This window comes from Methylobacterium sp. HJ2 (genome assembly GCF_056431005.1).
The window spans coordinates 109,185-134,731 of record NZ_JBWJYM010000010.1; the positions used below are offsets into that span (position 1 = coordinate 109,185).

Sequence of the window (25,547 nt, forward strand, 5' to 3'; positions counted from 1 at the left end):
CTCGCCCGGGATCGGGCCGGATCGCGAGGCGCTCCCCTCCGGCCAGGACCCCGGGAGCGGGGCGCCGGCCGATCGACCGCACAGACCACGAGCGGAGACGTGAGCGATGACCAAGAACAGCTTCGAACAGGTCGACGAGGCGCCGGCGGATGCCATGACCCTCAGTCTCGCGCGAGACGGGGACAAGCTCAGCGGCACCATCACCTGCCCCGCCGCGGCGACCGGCGGCAGCCTGCCGAAGGGCTTCCGCAGCGCGGAGATGCCCCTCAAGGAAGCCTTCCGGGCCGCGATCAAGTTCGCCAACGACTTCAAGGTCCCGATGGTCGTCCACGATCCCGACGGCCTGTGGCAGGCCGAATGGGGCACCCTGTACCGGGACGACGAGACCGAGGACGGCCCGAGCCCGGCCGCCTGAGGGCGGCGCCGGCCGCCATCGCGTTCCCAGCCACCCCATTGCGCGCGCCGGTCGCGGGCGCAGCGGGGCCGATCCGGCTCGCGGGTCAGCCATGGGGCGTGCGCGTCGCCCAAGCCGGCCTTTAAGACAAACGGTGTGTCAGGACGGCGGATGCCGCGAGACTCTTCGGATCTCGGCGCGGCGATGACTTCCCCCGACGCCACGAGACTTGCTCACACGCTGTCAAGTCTGTGGCGGATTGGGCACAGAGTCCGGATTAGATCCGTATCGGTCCGGATGGGCCCGGAAACGTGTCGGAAATGCGGTATCCTTCGGTCGAGCCGTGGTTACAGTTCAGTGCTCGCGCCTGACAGTGAGGCGGGATCATCATGAGCTGTGTCCTGGGTAGATCAGGCAGGCGCAGGGCCCCGAACGATTGCGGTGACACGGCCGTCGTTTGGGATCGGGATGCCGTGTTGACGCGACGTTAACCACGTTTCACCCAAGTCGGGCCGACGTGAACTTGGAATTCTCAATGTCTCCTCCCGTGAAAACGAGTCGAGCGGCGGCGACGCATCGGGCGCGGCTTCGGATCCGTCTCGGACGGGCGGACGGGACATTGCTGGTGCGGGCGGCCCTGGCCTGTCTGGCCGTCAGCGCCGGCGGGGTTGGCGGGGCGCTCGCCCAGACGGCGAGCCAGATCACGCCGCCGAGCTTCCGGCCCGGTCCGCCGAGCGCGGGGGGCGGCCTCGCCTTCTCCGGCCAGCCCGGCCTCGCCACGCCCGCCGGGGCCGAACGCCTGAGCGTGCGCCTGTCGGGCGTCGCCGTGGAGAATGCGCCCCCGGCCTTCTCCGCCGAGGTCCAGGCGCTCCAGGCACGCCTGGTCGGGCGCCAGATCGCGGCGGCCGAGATCTTCAGCGCGGCCCGGGACCTCGAGGCCGCCATCATCCGCTCCGGCGCGGTGCTCACGCGCGTCGTCCTGCCGGCGCAGACCCTGCGCAACGGCGGGCGCCTCCGGCTCGTCGTCGTGGCCGGCTACATCGATCGCGTCGATTTCCGGAACGTCCCGGATCCCGTGCGCGGTCGCGTCGCCCTCCTGCTCGAGCCCCTCGTCGGCCGGCGCGACCTGCAGATCGGCGAGATCGAGCGCCGCCTCCTGCTCGCCGGCGACACGCCGGGCACCGCTTTGCGCTCCACCCTCGCGCCGAGCTCGGCGCAGGGCGCCACCAACCTCGTCATCGAGGCGGTGTACAAGCCGGTCACCGGCTTCTTCGGCGGCGACAACACCGTCGGCCGCCCCCTCGGCGGCTTCACCCTCGGCGGCGGCTTCGACGTCAACACCGCCTTCGGATACGGCGAGACCCTCTATTTCCGCAGCTTCGGCAACCCGAACGGGGGCGACGCGAACGGCGTCGGCGATTCGTTCGGCGATTACCCGCGCCTGCGCACCTTCGCGGGCGGCTTCATCCTGCCGCTCGGCACCGACGGGCTGACCTTCAACTTCGAGGCCACGAAGAGCCAGACCGCGCCGCGCATCGCCAACATCCAGACGGCGAGCGATTACGAGCGCCTGTCCTTCCGCCTGCGCTATCCCTGGCTGCGCAGCCGCACGGCCAATTTCTATTCCGAGGCCGCCTTCGACGCGACGCGCGAGGAACTCGGCCTGATCCTGGCGCCGGGCGTCGTCCCGCTCAGCCTCGACCGGCTGCGGATCGTCCGCCTGAGTGGCCTCGGCGACCTGCGCTTCGAGAATGGCGGCCTGCTGGCGGGCAGCGCGACGCTCTCCCTCGGCGTCGACGGGCTCGGTGCGCGCAGCGCCGCCGACGCGACGCCGATCCTGCCGCTCTCCCGGCTCGGGGCGGATGCCGAGTTCCAGAAGTTCGACGCCGTCCTCAGCTACACCCAGCCTCTGTTCGATCCCCTGATCCTGGGTCTCTACGCCCGCGGCCAGACCTCGTTCGGGCAGGCTCTGCCGCGCAGCGAACAGATCGGCTTCGCCTCGTTCCAGGAACTCTCGACCTTCGATGCCGGCAGCCTCGGCGGCGACAGCGGCTGGGTGGTGCGCAGCGAGCTCTCGGCGCCGATCCCGGTGAACCCGCCGGGCCTGCCGCTCACGGTGGCGCCCTACGTGTTCGGCGCGACCGGCGCGCTCTACCTGGAGCGGCCGACGATCGTCGAGCGGGCCACCCTGCGGGTCTCCTCGGTCGGCATCGGCGTGCGCCTGATCAGCCAGGCCGAGCCCACCGGCACGCTGACCTCCCTGACGCTCGAATTCGGCCGCCGCTTCCGCGACGACGCGCTGCCGGACGCCAACCGCTTCACGGTGCTCGGCTCGATTCGCTTCTGAGCCGGCCTCGCCGCCACACCGCCTCGCCCGAGATCGCCCGATGAACTGCACCTGCAAACCTCTGATCCAGGCGCTTCTGGCCGGCACCGCCCTGACGCTGCCGGCCATGGCGGTCGCCGGCGAGCTGCCGCGCGGAGGCAACGCGGTCTATGGCGGCGTCGGGATCGCGACGCCCTCGGCCACCCAGATGACGATCCAGCAGACGACGCCGACCGCGATCGTCAACTGGCAGAGCTTCTCCGTGGGCGCGGGCAACCGCGTCGACATCAGCCAGCCCTCCGCGTCCTCGGCGCTGCTCAACCGCGTCACCGGCGCGACGACCTCGACCATCGCGGGCCAGATCAACGCCAACGGTCAGGTCTACCTCGTCAACCCGAACGGCATCGCCATCACGTCGAGCGGCAGCGTGAACGCGGGCGGCTTCGTCGCCTCGACACTGGACATCTCGGACCAGGACTTCGCCGCGGGACGGCGCACCTTCCGCGGCAACGGCCAGTCGGCCGCCGTGTCGAACGCGGGTACGATCGCGATCCAGCAGGGCGGCTACGCGGCGCTGCTCGGCGGCCGGGTCGAGAATTCGGGCGTCATCAGCGTGCCGATGGGCCGGGTCGGGCTGGGAGCGGGCGAGCAGGCGACCCTCGACCTCTCCGGCGACGGCTTCCTGCAGGTCGCGATCCCCTCGAAGACGGACGGGTCGGACGCCGCGCTGATCCGGCACAGCGGACGGATCAGCGCCGCGGGAGGGCGCGTCGAGATGCAGGCGGCGACCGCGCGCGAGGCGGCGCGCAACGCCATCAACCTCTCGGGGCTCGTGGAGGCGCGCAGCGTCAGCGGGCGCAACGGCGCGATCGTCCTCGGCGGCGGGGAGGGCGGGACCGTCACGGTCTCGGGCCGGCTCAACGCCTCGGCCCGCACCGGCACATCCCGCTCGGCCACGCGGCAGGCGGCCGCGCGGCCGGTCCGCGGCGGCGACATCACGGTGACGGGCCACGACATCCGTCTCACGGGCGCGGCGCTGCTCGCCGATGGCACGGCCGGGGGTGGCCGCATTCGCGTGGGTGGCGACCTCCAGGGCAAGGGCTCGCTGCAGCGGTCGAGCACGACGACGGTGGATGCGGCGACCACGATCAGCGCCAATGCCGGCTCGTCGGGCAAGGGCGGCGACGTGGTGGTGTGGTCGGACCAGCGCACCACCTTCGCGGGCCGGATCAGCGCGACCGGCGGCAGCCAGGGGGGCGACGGCGGACAGGCCGAGGTCTCCGGCAAGGCGCAGCTCGCCTATTCGGGCACCGCGATCCTGACCGCCGACAAGGGCAGCTTCGGCACCCTGCTGCTCGATCCCTTCAACGTGACGATCTCGGGCGGGGCCGACGCGAACCAGACCGGATTTGCCGCCACGGGCAACGATTCGGTCATCAACGCGACGACGCTCCAGAACGCGCTGCGGACCGCGAACGTCACCGTGACCACCGGCGGGGCCGGCAGCCCCGGCACCCAGGCCGGCGACATCACCGTGGCGGCGCCCCTCACCTGGGGCACCGGAGCGGGCGGCTCGGCGACCACGCTGACGCTCGGCGCCTTCCGCTCGATCGCGGTCAACGCGAACCTCACGGTGAACGGGGCCGGCGGCTTGGTGCTGAACACCAACCAGGGCGGCACGGGCGGCGCGCTGAGCTTCGGCCCGGGCGCGAGCGCCTCGTTCACCGGAACCGTGACGCGGCCGACCGACCGGACGCTCGCCATCAACGGCCAGGCCTACACGATCCTGACCGGCGCGCTGCAGCTCGCCGGGATCCTCTCGGACGCCGCCTCCGCCTCGGGCCGCTTCGCCCTGGCGACGGATGTCGACGTCACCGGCAGGACCTTCGTGGCGCCCCTGAACACGACCACGGCCGGCCTGCCCTACGACTTCGCCGGCACGTTGAACGGGCTCGGACACACGATCAACGGCCTGACCATCGCGTCGCCGAGCCCGTTCGTGGGCCTCTTCGGCCGCACCATCGGAGCGAGCATCGAGAGCCTGAACCTCACCAACGTCAACATCCAGAGCACCTATACCGGGACCGGCCAGAGTTTCGTCGGCGGCCTCGTCGGCGAGGCGGTCAACACCAGCATCGCGGGCGTCACCGTGAGCGGGACCGTGAGCGGGAATGTCGGGGCCACCGCCGCGGCCGTGGCGACCTATACCGGCGGCCTGGTGGGCGCGAACGGCGTTCCGGGCACGCCCGAGATCGGCGGCACCATCGCCCGCTCGTCCTCGTCGGCGACCGTGATCGGCGGCAACGCGACGGCGACGAGCGGGCTCGCCACGACCACGACGGGCGGCCTCGTCGGCGTCAGCAATGGCGGCGCGATCCTGCAATCCGCGGCGAGCGGGGCGGTGACGGGCGGGTCCAGCACGATCGCCGGAACGTCCGAGACGGCGACGGTGACGACCGGCACCTCTACCGGCGGCCTGATCGGCACCATCGTCGCGTCGGTGGTCGCCGACGTCACGGCGTCCGGGACCGTGACGGGCGGGTCGGCCACATCGCAGAACGGCGGTGGATCCAGCGTCGCCGGCGCCACCACGGGCGGCCTCATCGGAACCAGCACGAGCAGTTCGGTCACCCGGTCCGTCGCCACCGGCGACGTCAACGGCGGCGGGGCCTTCTCGTCGGGCAGCACCGGCTCCAACCTCGGCACCGTCGCCGCCGCCACCGGCGGCCTCATCGGCAGCACGAACGTCATCGGCGCGAGCAGCAGCGCCGGCGAGGTCGTCCAATCCTCGGCGACCGGCACCGTCACCGGCGGCGGCTTCAGCGTCCTGGCCGACCTCTATGCCTTCAGCGGCTCGGTCGGCGGCCTCGTCGGCTTCAACCGAGCCGCTGTGTCGCGGTCCTTCGCGACCGGCTCCGCCTCCTTCGGCAGCGAGGTCGGCGGCCTGATCGGCACGAACACCGGCACCGTCACGCAGGCCTACGCCACCGGATCGGCCAGCGCGACCACCGTGAACTCGACCGCCGGGAACTCGATCCCGTTCGCGGTCCTCGCCGGGGGCCTGATCGGGCGCAACGCCGGCAGCGTCACCGAGGCGTTCGCGTCGGGTCCCGTGTCCGGCGGCGTCGCGCAGGCCAGCGACGCCTCCGCCGCACAGACGGCGACGGGCGGCCTGATCGGCGCCAATGCCGGCACCCTGCTCCGGACCTACGCGACCGGCACCGTGGCCGGCGGGTCGGCGACCTCGGCCACGGGGGCGACGACGAGCCTGACCGGCGGTCTCGTCGGCCTCAACAGCGGCGCCGTGCAGGAGAGCTACGCCGCGGGTGCCGTCACGGCCGGGACCGCCACGACCGCTCTGTCCGGAGGCCTGTTCGGCTTCAATCAGCCGGCGACGCCGGTGAGCCCGGCCGCCACCACGGCGGCCTCCTTCTGGGACACCACGACGACCCGCCAAGCCGCGGCGGCCGGCAACGCGCCCGTCCTCACCGGAGCGACCGGCCTGACCACCGCCCAGTTCCAGAGCCAGTCGGTCTTCCTGCCGCTGGCGACGAGCCAGGGCTGGAACTTCCAGACGACCTGGGCTCCCCCGAGCGCCGGCTTCTACCCGGAGCTCTACAGCGTCTCGCGCGTGGTCTCCGTCACGGCCGACCCGGCGACCCGGGTCTACGGGCAGGCCAATCCGACGCTCACCGGCACGGTCTTCGGCGGCCCCGGCACCTACGTCTTCGACGCCTCGACCACCCGGCCGACCGCGACGAGCCTCCTCGCCACCAATGCGACCGCGGCGAGCGGGGTCGACGCCTACCCGATCGGCCCGGTCGCCGGCCCGTTCGTCAGCACGGGCAACGTCAGCTACCGGGTGACCGGCATCGCCAACACCCTCACCGTCACGCCCGCGCCGCTGACCATCACGGCGCAGGACGCGACCAAGGCGTTCGGCGACACGCTGACCTTCGCGGGCACGGAATTCCTTCCCCCCGTCGGCCTCGTGAACGGCGATCGGGTGACGCGGGTCGCCCTGGCGAGCGACGGCCAGCCCGCCGCGGCGCCGGTCGGCACCTACGCGATCACCGCCAGCAATGCCCAGGGCACCGGGCTCGTGAACCTGGTCAATCAACAGCCTAACTACACCATCCGGTACGTCGACGGCACGCTCGCGGTCGTCTCGAACGCCGTGGATACGGCCCGGACGGCCGCGACCTCGACGACCACCAACCCCAACACCGTGACCTTCCTGCCGAACTTCACGACGGCCGCGCTGGCGCTGCCCGACGCGATCGACACGCTGACCATCGGCGGCGGCGGCCCGACGATCGGGTCGGCCCAGGGCAGCCAGGACGGCGGCGGAAGCCAGACCCGTGCGGGCGCGCAGACCACGCTGGCCTCGGTCCAGCGCGCCGCGAACTCTCTTGAAGCGAAAGTCGCTGCCTGCGATAGAAGCAACAAGACCGGTCTGCGCGGGACCACGACCTGCTACAGCAACGCGCTCGACAGCTTCGCCGATACGCTGGAGATCCAGCTCCAGCAATTGCCGCCCGCCTTCCGCAGCCTCCCGGCGGTGATCCGCCAGGCGGCCCGCCAGGTCCGCGCGGCGACCACGGTGGCGGAAGCCCGGGCGGCGGTGCGGGTCGCCGTGGTGGCGGTGCGGAAGGCCATCTCGCTGCTGCGGGCGGACGAGCCGGCGGTGACGCGTATCCAGGTGAGGCAAGGCAATGCGATCGCCTCCGCCCTTCGCACGGTCGAGACCCGGCTCACGCGTGCGGTCGGCCTCTGATCGAGCGGTGCGCCGTCCGGGCCTCGCCCGGGCGGTGCGCGCCCTGATCGTTGGCGCCTGCCTGGTTCTGGCGCGCGCGCCGGAGGCGGCCGCCGACACCCGCGTGGCGCTGGTGATCGGCAACGCCGCGTACAAGGCGTTCAAGCCGCTCAAGAATCCGGCGACCGACGCGATCGATGTCGCGACGGCCCTGAAGCTGCTCGGCTACCGGGTGCTGAAGGGCCACGACCTGTCGCGGGCCGAGATGACCGACCTCATAAAGCGCTTCCAGGCGGAGGCGAAGGAGGCGGATGCCGCGATCTTCTACTATGCCGGGCACGGGTTCCAGGTCGATCAGAAGAACTACCTCGTTCCGATCGATGCCGTGATCGCCAAGCCCGAGGACGTCGCCGGGCAGACGATCGACCTGCAGCAGCTTACCACCGGCCTGGAGAACGGCCGCAGCAGCCGCCTGATCTTCCTCGATGCCTGCCGCAACAACCCCCTGCGCGGCAGCGCCGGCGAGGCCGGCGGCAAGGCGGTCCAGGACGGCCTCGCGCGCCTCGGCAGCGCGGCGGGCTTCCTGTTCGCCTACGCCACCCAGCCCGACAACGTCGCGTTCGACGGCGGCGGCCGCAACAGTCCCTTCGCGCAGGCCTTCCTGAGCCATCTTCCGGCCCGCGGCCAGGACGTCAACACGATGATGATCGAGGTCCGCAAGGACGTCATCGCGGCCACCGGCGGGTATCAGGTGCCGTGGGAGAACTCGTCGCTGACGACGCAGTTCTACTTCGCGCCCGGCGCACCGCTCGCCGTCTCGCCGGAGACCCAGCTCTGGCAGCTCGCGGCGACCAGCCGCGACCCGAGCCTGCTGCGTGTCTACATGGGCCGCTATCCCGAGGGCGCCCATGTCGGCGAGGCGCAGAAGATCCTCACTGTCGCCTCGGCCGAGACCCAGACCGCGAGCGTGGCACGCAGCACCGCCGACCTCGACACGATCTCGGACGACCGGCTGTGGGACCTCGCGCAGCGCTCGCGCATCCGGGCGCTCGTCGAGTTCTACATCGACCGCCGGCCGAACGGCCGCCATGTGCCCGCCGCCCAGGAGCTGTTGCAGAGTCTGCCCACCCAGGAGGAGGGGGCGCTGAAGCAGGAGGTCATCTGCGCCCGCACCGCGACCCACCCACGCGACGCGACCGCCAACATGCCGGGCGTCCCGCTGGACGAGCTCGCGCGCAACGGCGAGACCGCCGTCTCCGCCTGCCGGGCGGCCTGGGCCGCCAATCCGGAGATGCCCCATTACGCGGCGCTCCTCGCGCGGGCGCTCGCGGCGACCGGACAGCGCGAGGAGGCGATCGCGCTCTACCGGCTCGCCGCCGACCGGGGCGACCTGCGCGCCATGGTGAGCCTCGGCCTCATCCTCGAGAGCGGGGACGGCGTGGCCCGGGCGCCGAAGACGGCCTACGAGCTCTACGCACGGGCGGCCGAACGCGGCAGCCCGGACGGGGCGATCAATCTCGCGGTCGCCCTGATGGAGGGGACCGTGGTTCCCCGCGACACCAACCGCGCGATCGCTCTGCTGAAGCGCGCCTCCGAGGCCGGTTCGGCGATCGCCACCTACAATCTCGGCGTGCTGGCCGAGCGCGGCGTGTTCAAGGGCAGCCCCGCGCTGCAATACTTCGTGCGGGCGACGGAACTCGGCGACCCGCGCGGCTTCCTCTCGGCCGCCGTCCTGCTCGACGAGGGCCGCACCGTCGCCAAGAACCCGACCGACGCCGCGGACATGCTGCTGCGCGGCGCCGCCTCGGATACGGGCGAGGTGATGGAGCAGCTCGTCCACCGCGCCAACACGTGGTCCCAGGACACCGTGCGGGCGCTCCAGGGCAAGCTGCAGCGGGCCGGCTATTACAGCGGCCCGCTCGACGGGCGCGGCGGCCCGAAGCTGCGCCAGCCCCTGGAGCGATGGCGGCGTACCGGGGCGTTGACCCTGCAATAGGCCGGCCGGCGCCCAGCCGGGTCTCAGGCCCGGCCGGTCACAATGACGAGGCGATCGAGCCGAATCCCATGGCGCGGGCGCGGGCGCGGACCTGGGCCTTCTGGTCCTCGCGCAGCTGGTCGAGCAGCGGGCGCGCGACCGAGTACATCCGCATCCCCGCCCCGATGCCGAAGGCGTCCTTCGGATCCTGTCCCGCACGGACCATCGCGCTCTGCTGGGCGCTGATCTCCAGCAGCGCCTGCTCGACAGGCGCCCAGTAAACCTCCTGCTCGCGCGTCAGCCGCAGCGACAGCCGCATGCGCCGGATCTCGCCCGGCGTGAGCAGCCCGTTGGGCTGGGCGCTCGGCAGAGCGGCCTGCACGGTCGGCACCCGCTGGGGCGGCTTCGGCTCGGGCTTGGGCAGGGCCGCGGCCCGGAGCGGAGCGTCCTCGCGGGCAGGAAGGCCCTCGCGAGGAAGCGCGGCCTCACGGGAGCGAGGGGCCTCGCGGGGCGCGGGCCGGGGCCGGGAATCGGCCTTGGGGAGCGCCTCCTGCGGCCCCGGCCCGGTCTCGCCATTGACCGGCCCGTCCTCGCCTGGAAGGACCGGCGGCGGCGCGAGCCCGGCGGCGGGCTCGCGAAGGTCGGCGCGCGCCCCGTCCCGTGCGGCGTGGGCCGTCTGCAGCCGCGCCCGGACCGGGGGGAGGGGGGCCTTCGCATCCGATTCGAACGGCTTCAACACCGGCGTGCTCTCGATCAGCAGGCCCTGCTGCGCGGGCAGGACAGGCTGTTCGCCGGGCGACAGGCTGACGATCCCGAGGGCCCCGAGCGCGACGACCGCGACGAAGCCCAATGCGGCGCCGGTGACGGCAGAGGCTCGCTTCCAATCCATGCGCCAACCTCGTCAGCTCGAACCAACGCCGAACCGTCGGAGCCGTGACCGCCCATCATCGCCAAGATCCGCGCTCTTGCCTAGAGCGTTGGCGGCGCGGGCTTTCTCGCGCCGGACCGGCAACCGCTTCGCGGCCGGCACGGGACGGTGCGAGCCAACGCGGCCGCCCAGACCGTCAGGGCTGCCTCTTCCACAGCGGCCGTTCGTCGGCTGTCAGGCAAAGTCGGTTCGGGGTGGAAAGCGGGCCTCGACCCTGCGTCTGATACTGGACGTTCCGCTTTCGCCCTCTTTGGTCAGCGAACCTTTCTGATGCTTCTCGTGGGACGATCTTACGTCGCGGAACATGAGCGCAGCTGGGTCCGTCGGCCTCAGGCTCAGGCGTGGGGCTTCGGCCCAGAGCTGCGCCGATAAGGTCGATAGGGCTACATCACTAAAGCGTGAATTCAATCCCAGCAACGATTGCCAGACCGGCCGATTGGGCAGGGGGCGCACGGACGATTGACGCGCGCTTTTAATCCCCCTGTCCCGATGAGTGATCGATGACGCCTCAATTCTGGCTCTGGCTCGGCTTCGCCGGCATGGCGGCGGGCGCCGCAGCTATCTTGTTCATGGGAAAACGGCGGACGCCCGCCGAGGAGGCAGATACGATTATCCACGGCATCGTGCCGATCATCGCGGCCTGCTCCTACTTCGCCATGGCGACAGGACAGGGCAGCATCATCCTTCCAGCCGGTCCCGACGCCGCCGAGGCCGCGCGTCAGTTCTACTTCGCCCGCTACATCGACTGGACCTTCACCACGCCTCTGCTGCTCCTCGGCCTCTCCCGGACGGCGATGCATTCGGGGATGCGTCGGCCGGCCATCGTCTGGGGTCTGATCGGCTCCGACCTGATCATGATCGTGACCGCACTCGCCTTCGGCCTGTCGACGGCCGCCTGGATCAAGTGGACCTGGTTCGCCATCTCCTGCGGCGCGTTCTTGGCCGTGTTCTACGGGATCTTCATTCAGTTGCGCGAGGAGAACGCCGTCGAGCGCGCCGACGTCCAGTCCGCCTTTCGGCGCAATGCCGTGTTCCTCACCGTCGTCTGGTGCATCTACCCCGTCGTGCTGCTCGTCGGTCAGGACGGCCTTGGCATCCTGTCGCCAGCGGCCGCCCTGGCCGTCGTCGCGCTCTCGGACCTGACCGCCAAGGTGGTCTACGGCATCGTGGCGACCCGTGAGACTACGCGCGCGGTCGACCGCGACTTGACCGAGGGGCGCGCCCCGACCGCACCGCTGCGCCGGGCGGCCTGACCGGGATGGCGGCTCGCGCATCCGTCCCACCCCTCAGGGCATCCGACACTGCGAGCCGCCGACGTCCGGGTTCGGCGGGAGCGAGGCTCCTGCCCGTGGCGGGCGCTCTCGCGGCGCTGGCCCTGGTCGCTTCCGCGGCCCTGCCGCGCGAGGCGTCCTGGCTCGCGGCCCTGGGGGCGGTGATCGTACTCGGTGTACCGCACGGCGCCCTGGACGGAGCGGTGGCAGCGCCTCTGCTGCGCACCCGCTACGGACGGGCTTGGTTCGGGATCTTCGCCGTCCCCTATCTCGGGCTCTCGGCCCTGGTGCTTCTTGCTTGGCAGGTCGTCCCCATGACGACCTTGGCAAGCTTCCTCGCCATCTCCATCCTGCATTTCGGTGAGGAGGATGCTGGCCCGGGCCGCCCCTTCGAGGTCCTGGTGCGCGGTGGCGCTCCGATCGCCCTGCCGGCCCTGCTGCGGCCCGAAGAGACGGCGCGGGTGTTCGCCGTCGTGACGCGGGTGCCGATGCCGCATGTCCCCGGCTGGTGGGAGACCATGTCCTGGCTCTGGCTCGCCCTCGCGGCCGTCTGGCTCCTTGGACACCTGCGCAGGCGGGAGGTGCTGGTCGAGGTCCTGATCCTGACGGCGGCCTTTCGGCTGCTGCCACCGCTCACGGCCTTCGCGCTCTACTTCATCGGCCTCCACGCCCCGCGCCACATGCGTGCCCTGATCCAAGACCCGGTTCGGGCTCCCGGCATCGATACGATGGGACAAGCCGTCGTTGCTGCCCTGCCGGTCTTCGCGCTGACGCTGTTCCTTGGTGCAGCCCTATGGCCGCTCTATGCCGCCGGCTCGCCCGACAAAGCCGGCACACTTCTGACGCTCACCCTGCAGGGCCTCTCGGCTCTGACGGTGCCGCATGTCCTTCTCGACCGCCTGGCGGCCCGGCACAGCGAATACGATACGAGCGGCAGCCCTGCACGGCGCCTGAGGGGGGTAAACTGATGCGGCGCCTTGCCTCAACCTTCATGCTGGCCGCTCTCATTGCCGGCCCGGCCGCTGCCGAACAGGATTTGCTCCTCGGGGCGGACATGGGCTCGGCTGCCATGACCAAGGCCGAGATGACTCGGGCCGATGTCGAGGCCCTGATCGCCAAGGCGGATGGCCAGCCCATCGACCTCTCCGATAAGGCACTCGCCGGTCTCGACCTGTCCGGCCTGAACCTGAAAGGCGCGAACCTGCGTACCGCTCGGCTGAACAGGGCCAACCTGCGCGGAGCCGACCTGACCGGGGCGAACCTGGAGCAGGCTTGGTTCATCAAGGCCGACCTTTCCGGTGCGAAGCTCGTCGGTGCCAAGATGTTCGGCATCACCGCTCGAGACGCCAATCTCAGCGGCGCCGACCTGAGCCGCTCCATGCCCATCGGCGACTTCAAAGGCGCCAACATGAGCGGAGCGACGCTAGTCGCTCTCAAGGGAGGCGCAGATATCAAGAACCAGTCCATGGGCCTGATGCGGGCCGTATTCGTTTCGGTGAATCTATCAGGCGCAAACCTGAAAGGGGCCAACCTCGGGCGCTCCCGCCTGGAATACGCCAACCTGAAGGACGCCGACCTTACCGACGTAGTTCTTATGGGCTCCGACCTGTCGGGAGCGAACCTAACTGGCGCAACCGTCTCAGGGGCCGACTTCATGAACGTCGATGTCAGCGGCGCCCGGCTCATCGATCTCAAGGGCCAGGACAGCGCCAAGAATTGGTCGGCCCGGGTGAACGTCGACCGAGCGATCACCCAAACGGCGAACTAAATCAGTCCCATCGGTCATATTCTTTGCCCGGGTTAGTGGTCTGCAAGCGGACCTTCGCAGGGCCTCCTAAGGGTCTCAGCCACCGCCCGAAGGGTCGGTGGACCGGATCATGAACCCTGGATCCGCGCCGGAACACGCAGCGCCGGGGCCGGGATCGCGATAGTTCGAGCCGGCCAACGGCCTGCCGTCATCCGGCGACGGGGGCGGGCGTCTCGCGCAGATCCGCCTCCGCCGCCTCGACGAGGGCATCGCGGGCGATCTTCACGGTCACCCCCATGACGTGGCGCCGGAGCAGGCTCGACAGGCGGGCCGCCTTGCGCGCCTCCAGCGCCGCCATGATGCGGCGGTGATCGGCGATCGCCGTCTGCCAGTTCTCCGCGCTCTTGCGCGCCACGAAGCGGAAGGCCCGCGTCCGCATCAGGATCTGCGTGTAGGTGGCCTGGAGCGTGGCGTTGCCGGCCAGCCCCACGAGCGTCTCGTGGAAGCTGCGGTTGGCGCGCAGGTATTCCGGCTCGTCTCCGGCCTCGTAGGCCAGCATCATCCGGTCGTGGATCGCCCTGAGGCCGGCGATCTCCGCATCGGTTGCCGCCTTGCAGACCAGCTCGCCCGCCAGGGCCTCCAGCACGCCCATCACCGGGAACAGCTCGTCGATCTCCGCCGGGCTCACCCGCGCCACGATGGCGCCCCGCCGCGGCAGCAGCTGCAGCATCCCCTCCGCCGCCAGAACCTTCAGGGCCTCGCGCAGGGGCGTGCGCGAGACGCCGAAGCGCCGGCACAGATCCTGTTCCGGGATCTTGTCGCCCGGAGGCAGCTCGCCCGAGACCACCATCTCGCGGATGGCCGAGACCAGCATGTCGTGCAGGTTGAAGCGCAGGAGCGGCGTGGGCGAGTTCATCGGTCCGATACAGAGCCTCTCGATCCTCGGCGATCCTATCAGCCCCGCGCCGTCATCACAGCGGCGGGATCGAGCACCGCACCGGATTCGCGCGCATCCGCGCCCGGTGCCGGCGCGATTCACCTCCGTTCGGCGTGCGAGAAAGGAGCGGCGGCTCGCGCCGCGGTGCCGTCGCGCCGGCGACGGGTGAGGGTCCCGGCGCCGGTCGGCGGGACGCCGGCCTCCGGCACCACGATTCTGCTTCGCCGTCGGACCGGAAATTTGTTGCATCTCCTTGCCAGCGTCTTATGCATGCAGAATGCGATCGCGGCGCGGCTGGGCCGAGCCGTCGGTCCGACGACCGGCGGGCCAGTCGCGCGCCGTCCCGAACCCGACCGTTCCGGAGGAGGTGATCGTGACGGAGGATCCCGCGCCCGGCGCCGCCCGATCGGAGAGCACGGAACCCGCAGCAGACGCGCCGCTGCGCCCGCTGCCGCTCGCGGGCCTGCGCGTCCTCGACGTGACGCAGGTGATGGCCGGGCCGGTCTGCAGCATGCTGCTCGCCGATCTCGGTGCCGACGTGATCAAGATCGAGCCGCCGGGCACGGGCGACCAGACCCGGGGCGCGATGGGGTTCAAGATGAAGGGGCCCGACAGCATGGGCTTCCTGAACATGAACCGGAACAAGCGCAGCCTCGCCCTCAACCTCAAGAGCGAGGCCGGGCGCGCGCTGTTCCTGCGTTTCGTCGACGGGGCCGATATCCTGGTCGAGAATTACCGTCCCGGCGTGATGACGCGCCTCGGCCTCGGCTACGAGGCGCTGCGCGCGCGCAACCCGCGCCTGATCTACGCCAGCATCTCAGGGTTCGGGCAGTCGGGCCCCTGGGCGATGCGCCCGGGCTACGACCTGATGGCGCAGGCCATGTCCGGCGTGATGAGCGTCACCGGCCATCCGGGCGGCCCGCCCGTCAAGGCCGGCGTGCCGGTGGCCGATATCGGCTGCGCGCTCTTTGCCGTCTACGGCATCCTCAGCGCCGTGATCGGCCGGCAGGCGAGCGGCGAGGGCCAGGCCATCGATGCCTCCCTGTTCGATTCGGCGCTGGCCTTTTCGATCTGGGACATCTCCGAATACTGGGGCACCGGCCGGCCGCCCGAGCCCCTCGGGACCGCGAACCGGATGAGCGCGCCCTACCAGGCGGTGCGCGCCGCGGACGGCTACTTCGTGATGGGGGCGACGAACCAGAAGCTCTGGCGCCAGCTCTGCGCCGTGCTCGACCGGGCGGATCTCGTCGAGGACCCGCGCTTCGCGGACATCCCGGCGCGGCTCGCCAACCGCGAGAGCCTGATCGCGGAGCTCGAGGCGAGCTTCGCCGCGCGGAATGCGGAGGACTGGGTCGCCCACCTCCTCGCGGCCGGCATCCCGGCCGGCCGGATGAACACCTATCCGGAGGCCTTCGAGAGCGAGCACGGGCGCCACCGCCAGATGCGGATCGAGGTGCCGCACCCGATCGAGGGCAGCGTGCCCAATATCGGCTTCCCGGTGAAGCTCTCCGGCACCCCGGCCCGGACCCGTATGCACGCGCCGCTGCTCGGCGAGCACACCGACGCGCTGCTGCGGGAACTCGGCCTCTCCGAGGACGCGGTGGAGACGGCCCGCGCGGGCGGAGCCTTCGCCCCGTGAGCGGCGCGGGCAGCGAGGGGGCGGTCCGCTACCGCCAGGATGGCGGCGTCGCGCACCTGACAATCGACCGGCCGAGCGCGCGCAACGCCATGACCTGGCGGATGTACGCGGACTTGGCCGAGGGGCTCGCCCGGATCGAAGCCGATCCGGCGATCCGGGTCGCGGTCCTGCGCGGGGCAGGAGGCAAGGCCTTCGTGGCCGGCACCGACATCGAGCAGTTCGCGGGCTTCTCGGGCGCGGACGGCGTCGCCTACGAGGCGCGGATCGAGGGCTACGTCGCGGCGCTCGAGGCGGTGCGGGTGCCCACCATCGCGGTGGTGGAGGGCCTCGCGGTGGGCGGCGGGCTCGCGCTCGCCAATGCCTGCGATCTGCGCGTCGCCACGCCGGGCGCGCGCTTCGGCGTGCCGATCGCGCGCACCCTCGGCAATTGCCTGTCGCCGGCTAATCTCCGCCGCCTCACCGCGACGCTCGGGCTCAGCACCGTGAAGCGGATGCTGCTGCTCGCCGAGATGCCCGAGGCCGAGAGCCTGATGCCCCTCGGATACCTCGCGGCAATCGCCGAGCCCGACGCCCTGGACGAGACCGTCGCGCGGCTCTGCGAGCGGCTCCTCGGGCACGCGCCCGTGACCCTGCGCGTCACCCGTGAGATGCTGCGCGCGCTCGCGACCGATCCGGAGGCGGACGGCACGGCGGGAATCCGCGCTTGCTACGGCAGCCGGGATTTCGCCGAGGGCGTGCGCGCCTTCTCGCAGAAGCGCCCGGCCGTGTGGTCGGGCTCCTGACCGGCGCGCGCAGGCATCCCACCCGACGGACAGGCTCCCATGACGCTCTACGCTCTCGACGGCCACGCACCGATCCTGCCCGAGGACGGCAGCGCCTGGATCGCGCCCGGGGCCCATGTCGTCGGCCGCGTCGAGCTCGGCGCCGGGGTGAGCGTCTGGTTCGGCGCCGTCCTGCGCGGCGACAACGAGCCGATGCGGATCGGGGAGCGGACCAACATCCAGGACGGGGCGGTGCTGCATTCCGATCCGGGCTTCCCGCTGACGCTCGGGGCGGGCGTCACGGTCGGCCACGGGGCGATCGTGCACGGCTGCACCATCGGCGAGAACAGCCTGATCGGCATGGGCGCCACCGTGCTGAACGGGGCGCGGCTCGGCCGCAATTGCGTGGTCGGCGCCAACACGCTGGTGAAGGAGGGCGCCGAGTTCCCGGACGGGAGCCTGATCGTCGGCGTGCCGGGCAGATGCGTGCGCAATCTGGACGAAGCCTCCGCGCAGGACCTGCGCCGCCTCGCCGATCACTACGTCGCCAATGCCCGGCGCTTCGCCGCCGGCCTCGTCCCCCGGACATGAGGGGGAGATCACAATGAAAAGTTGCCGCACCTTCGGGCGAATGCAACTTTGAGAAGAGAGTCCGGGTCGATGGGCCGGCCCGGGACGAGGCGGCGGCAGGGCACAGCGCGACGCCCCGCACCGAACGGAGCCGGGCCCGTCAGGGATCCCGGCCCGCACGACCCCGCCCCCAATGACCCGGCGCAGACCGGGCAGATCCGAACGACACGGGAGAACGCCGCATGATCACGATCCCCAGACGCGTCACGGCGCCCGGCTTGGTGCTGTTCCTGCTCTGCCTGATGTACTTCATCACCTACGTCGACCGGGTGAACGTCGGCACCGCCGCCCCGGCCATCAAGGGCGAGCTCGGTCTGTCGAACACCGAGCTCGGCCTCGTCTTCTCGGCCTTCGCCTACCCGTACGCGGTGTTCCAGATCGTCGGCGGCGTGATGGCCGACCGCTGGGGCGCGCGCCGCACCCTGTTCCTCTGCGGCCTGATCTGGGCGGCGGCCACCATCGCCACCGGCTTCGTCGGCGGCGTCGTCTCGCTCTTCCTCGCCCGCTTCGCCCTCGGCTTCGGCGAGGGCGCGACCTTCCCCACCGCGACCCGCGCCATGCAATCCTGGGTGCCGAAGGATCAGCGCGGCTTCGCGCAGGGCATCACCCATTCCTTCGCCCGCTTCGGCAACGCCCTGACGCCGCCCTTCGTGGTCCTGCTGATGGCTCTCGTGGGCTGGCGCGGCGCCTTCGTGCTGCTCGGGCTGATCAGCTTCGTCTGGGTGGCCGTGTGGTACGTCTATTACCGTGACGATCCGCGCGATCATCGCGCCGTCACCCCCGAGGATCTCGACCGCCTCGCCATCGGCGCGCGGACGCTGGCGGCGCCCCGGCCCGTGGTGCCCTGGAGCCGGCTCGTGCCCCGGATGGCGCCCGTCACGCTGACCTATTTCTGCTACGGCTGGTCGCTCTGGCTCTACCTCAACTGGCTGCCGTCCTTCTTCAAGGAGGGCTACGGGCTCGACATCAAGAACTCCGCCCTGTTCGCCTCGGGCGTGTTCTTCGCGGGCGTGGTCGGCGACACCCTCGGCGGCGTGATCTCCGACCGCATCCTGAGGCGGACGGGCGACCTCCAGAGGGCGCGGCGCAACGTGATCTGCGTCGGCATGCTCGTCGCCGCCGCCTGCCTCACGGGGGTGTTCTTCACCAAGGATCTGACGCTGGTGGCGCTGCTGCTCAGCGCCGGCTTCTTCTTCCTCGAACTCGTCATCGGCCCGATCTGGTCGGTGCCGATGGACATCGCCCCGCAATTCGCCGGCACCGCGAGCGGGCTGATGAATTTCGGCTCGGCCTTCGCGGCGATCGTCTCGCCCCTGACCTTCGGGCTGATCGTCGACATGACCGGGAACTGGGTGCTGCCCTTCGCCGGATCGATCGGCCTACTCCTCCTCGGCGCCGGCCTCGCCTTCTTCATGCATCCCGAGCGACCGTTCGAGCCGGAGACGGTGGCGGTGCCCCGCGTCCTGCCGGCCGAGTAACGGCGCGACCGCCGCCCGCGAGGGGGACTGGCACCGCGGCGCACACGGCGCGGCGCCCAAGGCCTGGTGCCCAAGTTGCGGCGGGATGCCGGGCGGCCGCCGCGTGGCCCTGAACCAAGCAGCGGACGTGCTGCCTGCATCCGCGCGTCCCTCCCCATGGGCCTTGCGGCCCGACAAGAACCGGCATCGATCTCGCCTGTCCCGCAGATTTGAGAGCGGTGCGGGTCCTTCGCGCCCGGGCGGTGGAAGAGCCAAACGCCCGGGCTGCGTCGCCGTGGATCCACACGCGCCTGCGACGAGGGGCGAAAGGCCGTGTGGGCGTCATCCGCGATGCGGGGACGCGACGGGTCCGGCGGGGAGGGGGCGCCGACGCCGCGCCCGGCCGCGACACGTCGGAGGTCCGTGCCGGGCGGCCCGTCATCCACAGCTGTCCACAGGCGGAACCCTGCAGCGGCTGCACGGCATTCCGCTCTGCGCTGCGCCGATGTTCGCTTTTTGTTCTTGCGCCGGCGCCCCCGCTCGGTCATCGTGCAACTTCTGCTTGATGTCCTGATACATGACAATAAACCTCGATGTTCCGAGCGTGGGCGGCGGCATGGTCGAAGTGAACCGGGAGCGTCGACGGTTGTCGGCGACATGGCTGAACACGATCGCGTCCGGGGTGGTGTCCGCCGGAACCTGCGGCTCGATCCTGGCCTACAGCTTCGGCGCCCGCCCCGGCGTCAGCGGCCTGCAGGTCCTGACGATCGCGACGGTCTCGATCCTGACCGGCGGGCTGCTGCACCTCGTCGCCCGCGCCCTCCTGCGCACCGACGAGAACGAGCGCTGAGGCGCCCCCGTGGATCCCGGCCGGGGGCCGGGGCGATCCGGCATGCCGGCCGAGCCGCCGCAACCGATCCGGCATCGGATCCCGCGGGTTCGATACCCCGGGGTCGAGCTCTTGCCTTCGATTGCGCGACAGCGTTCGATGCAACCTGAGCGGGACAAGCGGGGATTGTGCGATGACGATCGCGGCTGCCGAGCCGAGCCCACCGGCTGCGCGGGCGAAGCGGGCGCCGCGCTTCGAGTACCTGCCCGTCGGCCTCTTCGGCGCCGTGATGGGGCTCACCGGCCTCGGCGCGGCATGGCGGCTGGCGGGCCTGCGCTACGGCCTCCCCACGCTGATCGCGGACCTCTTCGGCTGGATCGCGCTCGCGACCTTCCTGGTGCTGGCAGCGGCCTACGCCGCCAAGGCCGTGACCGCGCCCGAGGCGGTTCGGGCCGAATTCCGACACCCGATCGCCGGAAACCTGTTCGGCACCGTGCTGATCAGCCTCCTGCTGCTGCCCTTCGTCCTGGTCGGGATCAGCCGCGTTCTGGCGCAGGCGGTCTGGATCCTGGCGGCCTCCGGCATGGTGGTCTTCGCCGTGGTGATCGTCAGCCGCTGGATGAGCAGCCGGCAGCAGCTCGCGCACGCGACGCCGGCCTGGATCGTGCCGGTCGTGGGCCTGCTCGACGTTCCGCTCGCCGCACCCGTCCTCGCGCTGCCGCATACCGGGACGCTGACGCTGTTCGCGCTCGCCGTCGGGCTGTTCTTCGCGGTGCCGCTCTTCACCCTGGTCTTCGCCAGGCTCGTGTTCGAGGAGCCGCTGGCCCCGGCCTTGCGGCCGACGCTGATGATCCTCGTCGCGCCCTTCGCGGTCGGCTTCTCCAGCTACGCGGCGACGACCGGCCGGATCGACGCCTTCGCCGAGAGCCTGTTCCTGATCGGGCTGTTCGTGTTCGCGATCCTCGTCGGCCTGCTGCGCGATCTGCCGCGCTCCTGCCCGTTCCGGATCTCGTGGTGGGCCGTGAGCTTCCCGGCCGCCGCGATGGCCGGCGCCGCCCTGCGCTACGCGGCCTATGCGGCGAACCCCGTCGCGGACGGGCTCGCGCTGCTTCTGCTGGCCTTCGCGACGGGCCTCATCGGCGCCCTCGCCGTGCGGACCCTGGCGGGTATCCTGCGCGGGGAGCTGCGGGCCCTCAGCGGCTGAACCGGCGCCGTCGCGCCCATGCGGGCGCGTACATCCGCGCATCGCGGAGGGAGCCCGCGCCTGTTCCGCCCCCGCAAGGGCGAGCGGATTTGCGCACGAGACCTCTGAACCCGCTAGCTTCCTCGGGGGCGGCGCCTGCACGGCCGCGCCGATGCCGGTCCGGGCGGCTGCGTCGCACAGCGAGGGGCAGGCCGCTCAGAAACCGGGGCCCGCTCCGTGCATTGATGTCGATGCAGGATCCGAAGCATCGGATCGGATAGGACATTCCCGGATCCGGCGGGCCGAACGCCTGTCGGGTCGAAAGTCGTTGCGGGCCGGGGTACGGAGGCCGGGAGGATCGATGAGGCGTCTCGACGAGCTGAAGGGGGATCCGGCGTTCCGGCAGGCCGCCCTCGCGGTGAAGGGCGCGGCCAGCACCCTGAGCGGCCGGGCGATGACCCAGGACGAGGCGGAGCTCCTGGTCAGCTTCGCCCTCGCGACCTTCGCCAATGCCGGCGGCCTTTCCGAGCCGAGCCTGAGCCGGATCATGCGCTTCGCCGAGACGGTCTCGGCCGCGGACGGCGTCAAGGATCTGATCCGGCACTGAGCATCCGGGCCCTCAGGCACGGCCGGCCTCCGGCCGCACGCTCCCGATCACGAAGCCGCTGCGCGGACGTGCCGGGATGTGGGCGAGATCGAGGGTGAGATCCTGCTCCGGGACCGCGTAGCGCATCCCATTGACCAGCAGGTCCGCGATCGTCTCCAGCAGGATCTGGGTGATCCCTTCGCCGGGGCAGCGATGGCCGCCCGCGGCCTCGCCCGCGCCATGCGAGACGAGGGTGAAGGGGTCGACCGGTTCCCGCAGGAAACGATCCGGATCGAACCGGCCGGGATCGCGCCAGAGGCGCGGATCGCGGTTGGTGCCGTAGAGGTCCATCAGCACCCAGTCGCCGCGCCGGAAGGCGTGGTCCCGCCAGTCGAAGGGCTCGCGCACGCGGCCGCCGATGAAGGGGATGAACGGGTAGAACCGGCGAACCTCGAGGGCGAAGCGGCGCCGCGCCTCGGGATCCTCCGTCCGCAGGCCCTCGCGCAGGCCCGGATCGGCCTGGAGCGCCATCGCGGCGAAGACCGCGTAGCGGGCATTGGCGACCGTGGGGCGCAGGATGTTGATCAGCTCCACGCCCGCGATCGTCAGGTCGAGCCGCCGTCCGTCGGCGTCGCGGTGTTCGGCGATGGTGCGGGCGGCGCCCTCCGGCACCGCGCGGCGACCGTCGCGGATCTCCGCGATGATCCCGCGCGCCCAGCGCTCGGTGCGGGCGCGGTAGAGATGGCCGCGCCAGTTGCGCGGGCCGATGGAGCCGGTGCCGTCGATCATCGCGGCGAACTCGGCGGCGCGCGCCCGCGTCTCGGCCGGGGAGAGCGGCAGCCCGACCCATTCGCAGATCGCCGCCGTGAGCACGCAATGGGCCGCGTCGAGCAGGACGACGCGCTCCCGGCCCTGCCACTCGGCCAGGGCGGCCCACCAGTGCCGCACGGTGAGGTCGGCGAGGCGCCCGACCGCCTCGGGCCCGACGCAGGAGAGGAACATCGCCTTCCGGCGCCGGTGGGCCTCCCCGTCCATCACCATGACGCTGCCCTGGTCCTGGATCAGCGCGAACGCGCTCGGCGGCAGGGCGTGGCGGCGGGTGAAGCGGTGGCCGTCGTAGAAGTGGCGCGCCGCCTCCGCGCCTGAGATGCAGAGCGCCGGACTGAGCATCAGGCGCGCGGCGAAGATGTCGGTGCCGAAGCGGCGGCAGCGGTTCGGGATGAAGGCGTAGCCCTCGCGCAGGAGCGACAGGGTGCTGTCGAAGGCGGGATCCCGCGGCAGCGCGTCCGCGTGTCCGGGTTCGCTCAGGGCACGGTTCGATCGCATCCGATCCAGTCCTCCCGCCGGGGGCCGGCCCCGATACCGGAACAATCGGGTCGCCGCGACCGGGTTCAGGCGCAATGCCGCGACGGTTCGGCCCGGATGCCGGGCGCTCGCGGCTCCAGGACGGGCGTAACCATTCCGGCGGCTCGGCGAACCGTCCTGGCAGCGTCTGCGCGCGCCGCCCCGCGGCGTCCGCGCGCGGTCCCGGGCAGGGGCCTGACGGAGGGGGGATTCATGCTCTACGATCCTGTGCCGGGTCCTTCGCGTCGCCCGGCCGAGCCCCCTCCGATCCGGCGGGGCGCGCCGCGCGGGCCCAGGGGAGCGCATCGATGACCGGCCTCGCCGATTCCGCGATCCGCGTCGATCCGCGCCGCTACCACGAGGCCGCGCCCGCGCAGGCGGAGGCCGTGGTGCAGCGTCCGCCGGTCTGCCTCTATCTGGAGGTGACGAACCGCTGCAACCTGCTCTGCACCACCTGCCCGCGCACCTATGTCGAGCTCGAGCCGCCGGCCGACATGAGCTGGGAGCTGTTCACCCGGATCGTCGATCAGCTGCCCGATCTGAGCCGCGCCGTCCTGCACGGGGTGGGCGAGCCGATGCTGGTCAAGGACCTGCCGCGCATGGTCCGCTATCTCAAGGATCGCGGCACCTACGTCCTGTTCAACACCAACGGCACGGTGCTGTCGGAGAAGAACGGCCGCGCCCTGATCGCGGCCGGGCTCGACGAGCTGCGGGTCTCCCTCGACGCCGCGACGCGGGCTTCCTACATCGCCGTGCGCGGCAAGGATTATTTCGAGCGCATCCTCAGGAACGTCCGCGCCTTCCGGGCGCTGCAGGAGCGCGAGGGCCACACCACGCCCCGCGTCTCGGCCTGGCTCACCGGGCTCAAGGAGACGCTGCCCGAGCTGCCCGCCTTCGTGCGCGTCGCGGCCGAGGCCGGCGTGCGCGAGGTCTACCTGCAGCGCCTCGTCTATTTCGACGCCGATGCCATCGGTAAGGCCCGGCCGGATCAGGCCCTCTACGAGCGCTTGGCGTCCGACGAGGCCGACCACCTAACCCAAGCCCAATCCCTCGCTGCCGAACTCGGGCTTACCTTTTCGGCCTCGGGCGCCGCGAGCGAACCTGGAATAAGTCTGAGGCGCGACGATGATGGGTCACCTTGGTCCCTGTGCCGACGGCCATGGAACGTGATGTACGTTACAGCCAATGGGCGAGCGCTTCCCTGCTGCATCGCTCCGTTCTCCCAGCGCGGCTATGAGAACTACACGTTGGGCGACGCCACGCAGCAGACCCTTCGGGCAATCTGGAATGGCGCCGCCTACACGGTTTTCCGAGAGCACCTTCTTTCGGACGCGCCGCCGAAGGCTTGCGCCAATTGCGGGCTGCGCTGGAGCCTGTGAGAAGTCCGCTCCCGCCGACCTTCGTTTCCGCTATCGTACCCTGCTTTGAGGAGGAGACCGCGATCGGTGCGGTCGTGAAGGGGCTGCGCGTGTACGGCGCCGATGCGGTGATCGTCGTCGATGGAGGCTCGCGCGACGCGACGGCGGCGCGGGCTGAGGCGGCCGGCGCGCGGGTGATCTTCGAACCGCAAAGGGGTTACGGCCGCGCGATCCAGGCCGGGATCGCGGCGATGGCCCCCGAGACCGGAATCGTGCTCTTCGTGGATGGTGATGGTAGCGACCGTCTCGACAGGACGCCCAACCTGCTCGAACCGATCCGCCGCGGACGCGCCGACTTCGTTCAGGGCTCCCGAGTCCTTGGGGAGCGCGAGCCCGGCTCAATGAGCGTCCAGCAGATCGTGGCCGGTCATCTCGCCGGATGGCTGATCCGCGCCGCTTACGGCGTGCGCTTCACCGATATGTCGCCGTTTCGGGCTATCCGCGCCGATGCTCTGGCAGAGCTCGGCATGTGCGACGAAACCTATGGCTGGAACCTCGAGATGCTGATGCGCGTCTCGGCGGCCGGGCTACGCTGTGTCGAGATCGATGTCGGCCAGCGAGTGCGTCGAGGCGGCGCATCGAAGGTGTCCGGCGACTGGCGCGTCGGGCTGCGCGCCACATGGGTTATTGGCGCGACTTTCCTCCGTCTCGCCCGAACTTTGGCGGGTGAACGCCGCCGGGCGAGGTAGTGCCCCCATCAGGTTGCCACACGTACGAACAGACCGACGAGACCATTCGTGAACGCTGGCGGGAAGCGGCGGCGCAGCTCCGCGTCGAGGCCGAGGCAACGACCGGCGCCCAAGACGCTGAACAGTCCCATCAAGGCGCCGAGGAATACGTAGCTCCAAGGCCATTCCTGCGGATGCTGGTAAAGCCCAAGCCAGAGCTGGGCCACGAAGGCCACGCCGATTGCGCCCGTAAGCCGAACCCCGAGACCGAGCATCAGCGAGATTGCGAAAGCCAGCTCCGTGAGGAACACCGCGATGTTAAGGACGTAGAACTGCGGGGTCGGCAGCAGCACGTTTTGAACGAGGTCTCGATGGAATTGAAAGGCGGCGTACTTCACTTCCTCGCCAGTCCAGTAAAATAATCCGTTGTCCGTCGTAAAGATTGGCAGCTTCCAAAGCATTCCCTGGAACCACATACATCCAATCAGCAGTCGGAGTCCCCAAAGTGACAGGTCGCGTGCTGTCCGGTTCGCAGGCTCCTCGATCCATTCGCGCACGGCGATGATCAGGCTGCCGAGGATTAAGAGCGCGAACACGGCGACGATAAGCCAGCGTCCTGCCCCGCGGCTGATCTGATCGCCTTGCTCCCCGATCAGGAACAGCCATGAGTCGCTGAAAGGATCCGTCCGCATGGTTCT

At 71.0% G+C, this 25,547-nt stretch carries 20 protein-coding genes; 16 read left to right on the forward strand and 4 right to left on the reverse strand.

What is annotated here, in order from left to right:
- The first annotated feature begins 106 nt into the window (after positions 1-106).
- The 4 genes from ACS5RC_RS21870 to ACS5RC_RS21885 all read left to right on the forward strand — a co-directional run bounded on the left by ACS5RC_RS21870 (position 107) and on the right by ACS5RC_RS21885 (position 9,472).
- A complete protein-coding gene (locus tag ACS5RC_RS21870) occupies positions 107-415 on the forward strand; it encodes a hypothetical protein (protein ID WP_478346027.1) in 309 nt (102 codons plus the stop codon).
- Between the two features lie 604 nt (positions 416-1,019).
- Complete coding sequence (locus ACS5RC_RS21875) at positions 1,020-2,741, forward strand: ShlB/FhaC/HecB family hemolysin secretion/activation protein (protein ID WP_478346028.1); 1,722 nt, start codon at positions 1,020-1,022, stop codon at positions 2,739-2,741.
- Positions 2,742-2,781: 40 nt separating this feature from the next.
- On the forward strand, positions 2,782-7,497 hold the full coding sequence (locus tag ACS5RC_RS21880; protein WP_478346029.1) for a beta strand repeat-containing protein: 4,716 nt from the start codon (positions 2,782-2,784) through the stop codon (positions 7,495-7,497).
- A gap of 7 nt (positions 7,498-7,504) precedes the next feature.
- A complete protein-coding gene (locus tag ACS5RC_RS21885; protein WP_478346030.1) occupies positions 7,505-9,472 on the forward strand; it encodes a caspase family protein in 1,968 nt (655 codons plus the stop codon).
- 37 nt (positions 9,473-9,509) lie between these two features.
- Here the strand turns inward: ACS5RC_RS21885 and ACS5RC_RS21890 are convergent, their stop codons facing one another.
- Positions 9,510-10,340: a hypothetical protein gene (locus ACS5RC_RS21890; protein WP_478346031.1), complete on the reverse strand. Its 831-nt coding sequence runs from the start codon at positions 10,338-10,340 to the stop codon at positions 9,510-9,512.
- A gap of 539 nt (positions 10,341-10,879) precedes the next feature.
- Here ACS5RC_RS21890 and ACS5RC_RS21895 point away from each other — a divergent pair.
- From ACS5RC_RS21895 to ACS5RC_RS21905, 3 genes are all read left to right on the forward strand, one after another.
- Positions 10,880-11,632, forward strand: a complete 753-nt coding sequence (locus tag ACS5RC_RS21895) for a bacteriorhodopsin (protein ID WP_478346032.1) — start codon at positions 10,880-10,882, stop codon at positions 11,630-11,632.
- Positions 11,633-11,727: 95 nt separating this feature from the next.
- The gene (locus ACS5RC_RS21900) at positions 11,728-12,618 is read left to right on the forward strand and encodes a Brp/Blh family beta-carotene 15,15'-dioxygenase (RefSeq protein ID WP_478346033.1); all 891 of its coding nucleotides are present in this window, start codon (positions 11,728-11,730) and stop codon (positions 12,616-12,618) included.
- Entirely contained in the window at positions 12,618-13,418 is an 801-nt protein-coding gene (locus tag ACS5RC_RS21905; RefSeq protein WP_478346034.1) for a pentapeptide repeat-containing protein, read from the forward strand. The genes ACS5RC_RS21900 and ACS5RC_RS21905 overlap by 1 nt, the downstream gene beginning before the upstream one ends.
- A 187-nt stretch (positions 13,419-13,605) precedes the next feature.
- Here ACS5RC_RS21905 and ACS5RC_RS21910 read toward each other — a convergent pair whose 3' ends face one another.
- Positions 13,606-14,313 carry a GntR family transcriptional regulator gene (locus ACS5RC_RS21910; protein ID WP_478346035.1) on the reverse strand — a complete coding sequence of 236 codons (708 nt, stop codon included), beginning with the start codon at positions 14,311-14,313 and terminating at the stop codon, positions 13,606-13,608.
- Between the two features lie 460 nt (positions 14,314-14,773).
- Here ACS5RC_RS21910 and ACS5RC_RS21915 point away from each other — a divergent pair, with 460 nt between their 5' ends.
- The 7 genes from ACS5RC_RS21915 to ACS5RC_RS21945 all read left to right on the forward strand — a co-directional run bounded on the left by ACS5RC_RS21915 (position 14,774) and on the right by ACS5RC_RS21945 (position 21,440).
- Positions 14,774-15,973 (forward strand): CaiB/BaiF CoA transferase family protein, encoded by a 1,200-nt coding sequence (locus tag ACS5RC_RS21915; protein ID WP_478346135.1) that lies wholly within the window; start codon positions 14,774-14,776, stop codon positions 15,971-15,973.
- The gene (locus ACS5RC_RS21920; RefSeq protein ID WP_478346036.1) at positions 15,970-16,755 is read left to right on the forward strand and encodes an enoyl-CoA hydratase; all 786 of its coding nucleotides are present in this window, start codon (positions 15,970-15,972) and stop codon (positions 16,753-16,755) included. The genes ACS5RC_RS21915 and ACS5RC_RS21920 overlap by 4 nt, the downstream gene beginning before the upstream one ends.
- Before the next feature lie 39 nt (positions 16,756-16,794).
- Positions 16,795-17,325: a gamma carbonic anhydrase family protein gene (locus ACS5RC_RS21925; protein ID WP_478346037.1), complete on the forward strand. Its 531-nt coding sequence runs from the start codon at positions 16,795-16,797 to the stop codon at positions 17,323-17,325.
- Positions 17,326-17,546: 221 nt separating this feature from the next.
- Positions 17,547-18,842: an MFS transporter gene (locus tag ACS5RC_RS21930; RefSeq protein ID WP_478346038.1), complete on the forward strand. Its 1,296-nt coding sequence runs from the start codon at positions 17,547-17,549 to the stop codon at positions 18,840-18,842.
- Between the two features lie 556 nt (positions 18,843-19,398).
- Positions 19,399-19,671, forward strand: a complete 273-nt coding sequence (locus ACS5RC_RS21935; RefSeq protein ID WP_478346039.1) for a hypothetical protein — start codon at positions 19,399-19,401, stop codon at positions 19,669-19,671.
- Positions 19,672-19,843: 172 nt separating this feature from the next.
- A complete protein-coding gene (locus ACS5RC_RS21940; protein WP_478346040.1) occupies positions 19,844-20,854 on the forward strand; it encodes an SLAC1 anion channel family protein in 1,011 nt (336 codons plus the stop codon).
- Between the two features lie 340 nt (positions 20,855-21,194).
- A complete protein-coding gene (locus ACS5RC_RS21945; RefSeq protein ID WP_478346041.1) occupies positions 21,195-21,440 on the forward strand; it encodes a hypothetical protein in 246 nt (81 codons plus the stop codon).
- Between the two features lie 12 nt (positions 21,441-21,452).
- Here the strand turns inward: ACS5RC_RS21945 and ACS5RC_RS21950 are convergent, their stop codons facing one another.
- Positions 21,453-22,745 (reverse strand): cytochrome P450, encoded by a 1,293-nt coding sequence (locus ACS5RC_RS21950; protein ID WP_478346042.1) that lies wholly within the window; start codon positions 22,743-22,745, stop codon positions 21,453-21,455.
- Positions 22,746-23,071: 326 nt separating this feature from the next.
- On the opposite strand from ACS5RC_RS21950, the gene ACS5RC_RS21955 reads away from it, so the two are divergent.
- Together ACS5RC_RS21955 and ACS5RC_RS21960 are read left to right on the forward strand one after the other, a co-directional pair.
- Positions 23,072-24,142, forward strand: a complete 1,071-nt coding sequence (locus tag ACS5RC_RS21955; protein WP_478346043.1) for a radical SAM protein — start codon at positions 23,072-23,074, stop codon at positions 24,140-24,142.
- Positions 24,139-24,870: a glycosyltransferase family 2 protein gene (locus ACS5RC_RS21960; protein ID WP_478346044.1), complete on the forward strand. Its 732-nt coding sequence runs from the start codon at positions 24,139-24,141 to the stop codon at positions 24,868-24,870. The genes ACS5RC_RS21955 and ACS5RC_RS21960 overlap by 4 nt, the downstream gene beginning before the upstream one ends.
- Before the next feature lie 8 nt (positions 24,871-24,878).
- Here the strand turns inward: ACS5RC_RS21960 and ACS5RC_RS21965 are convergent, their stop codons facing one another.
- Complete coding sequence (locus tag ACS5RC_RS21965) at positions 24,879-25,541, reverse strand: DoxX family protein (protein ID WP_478346045.1); 663 nt, start codon at positions 25,539-25,541, stop codon at positions 24,879-24,881.
- Between the last annotated feature and the right edge of the window lie 6 nt (positions 25,542-25,547).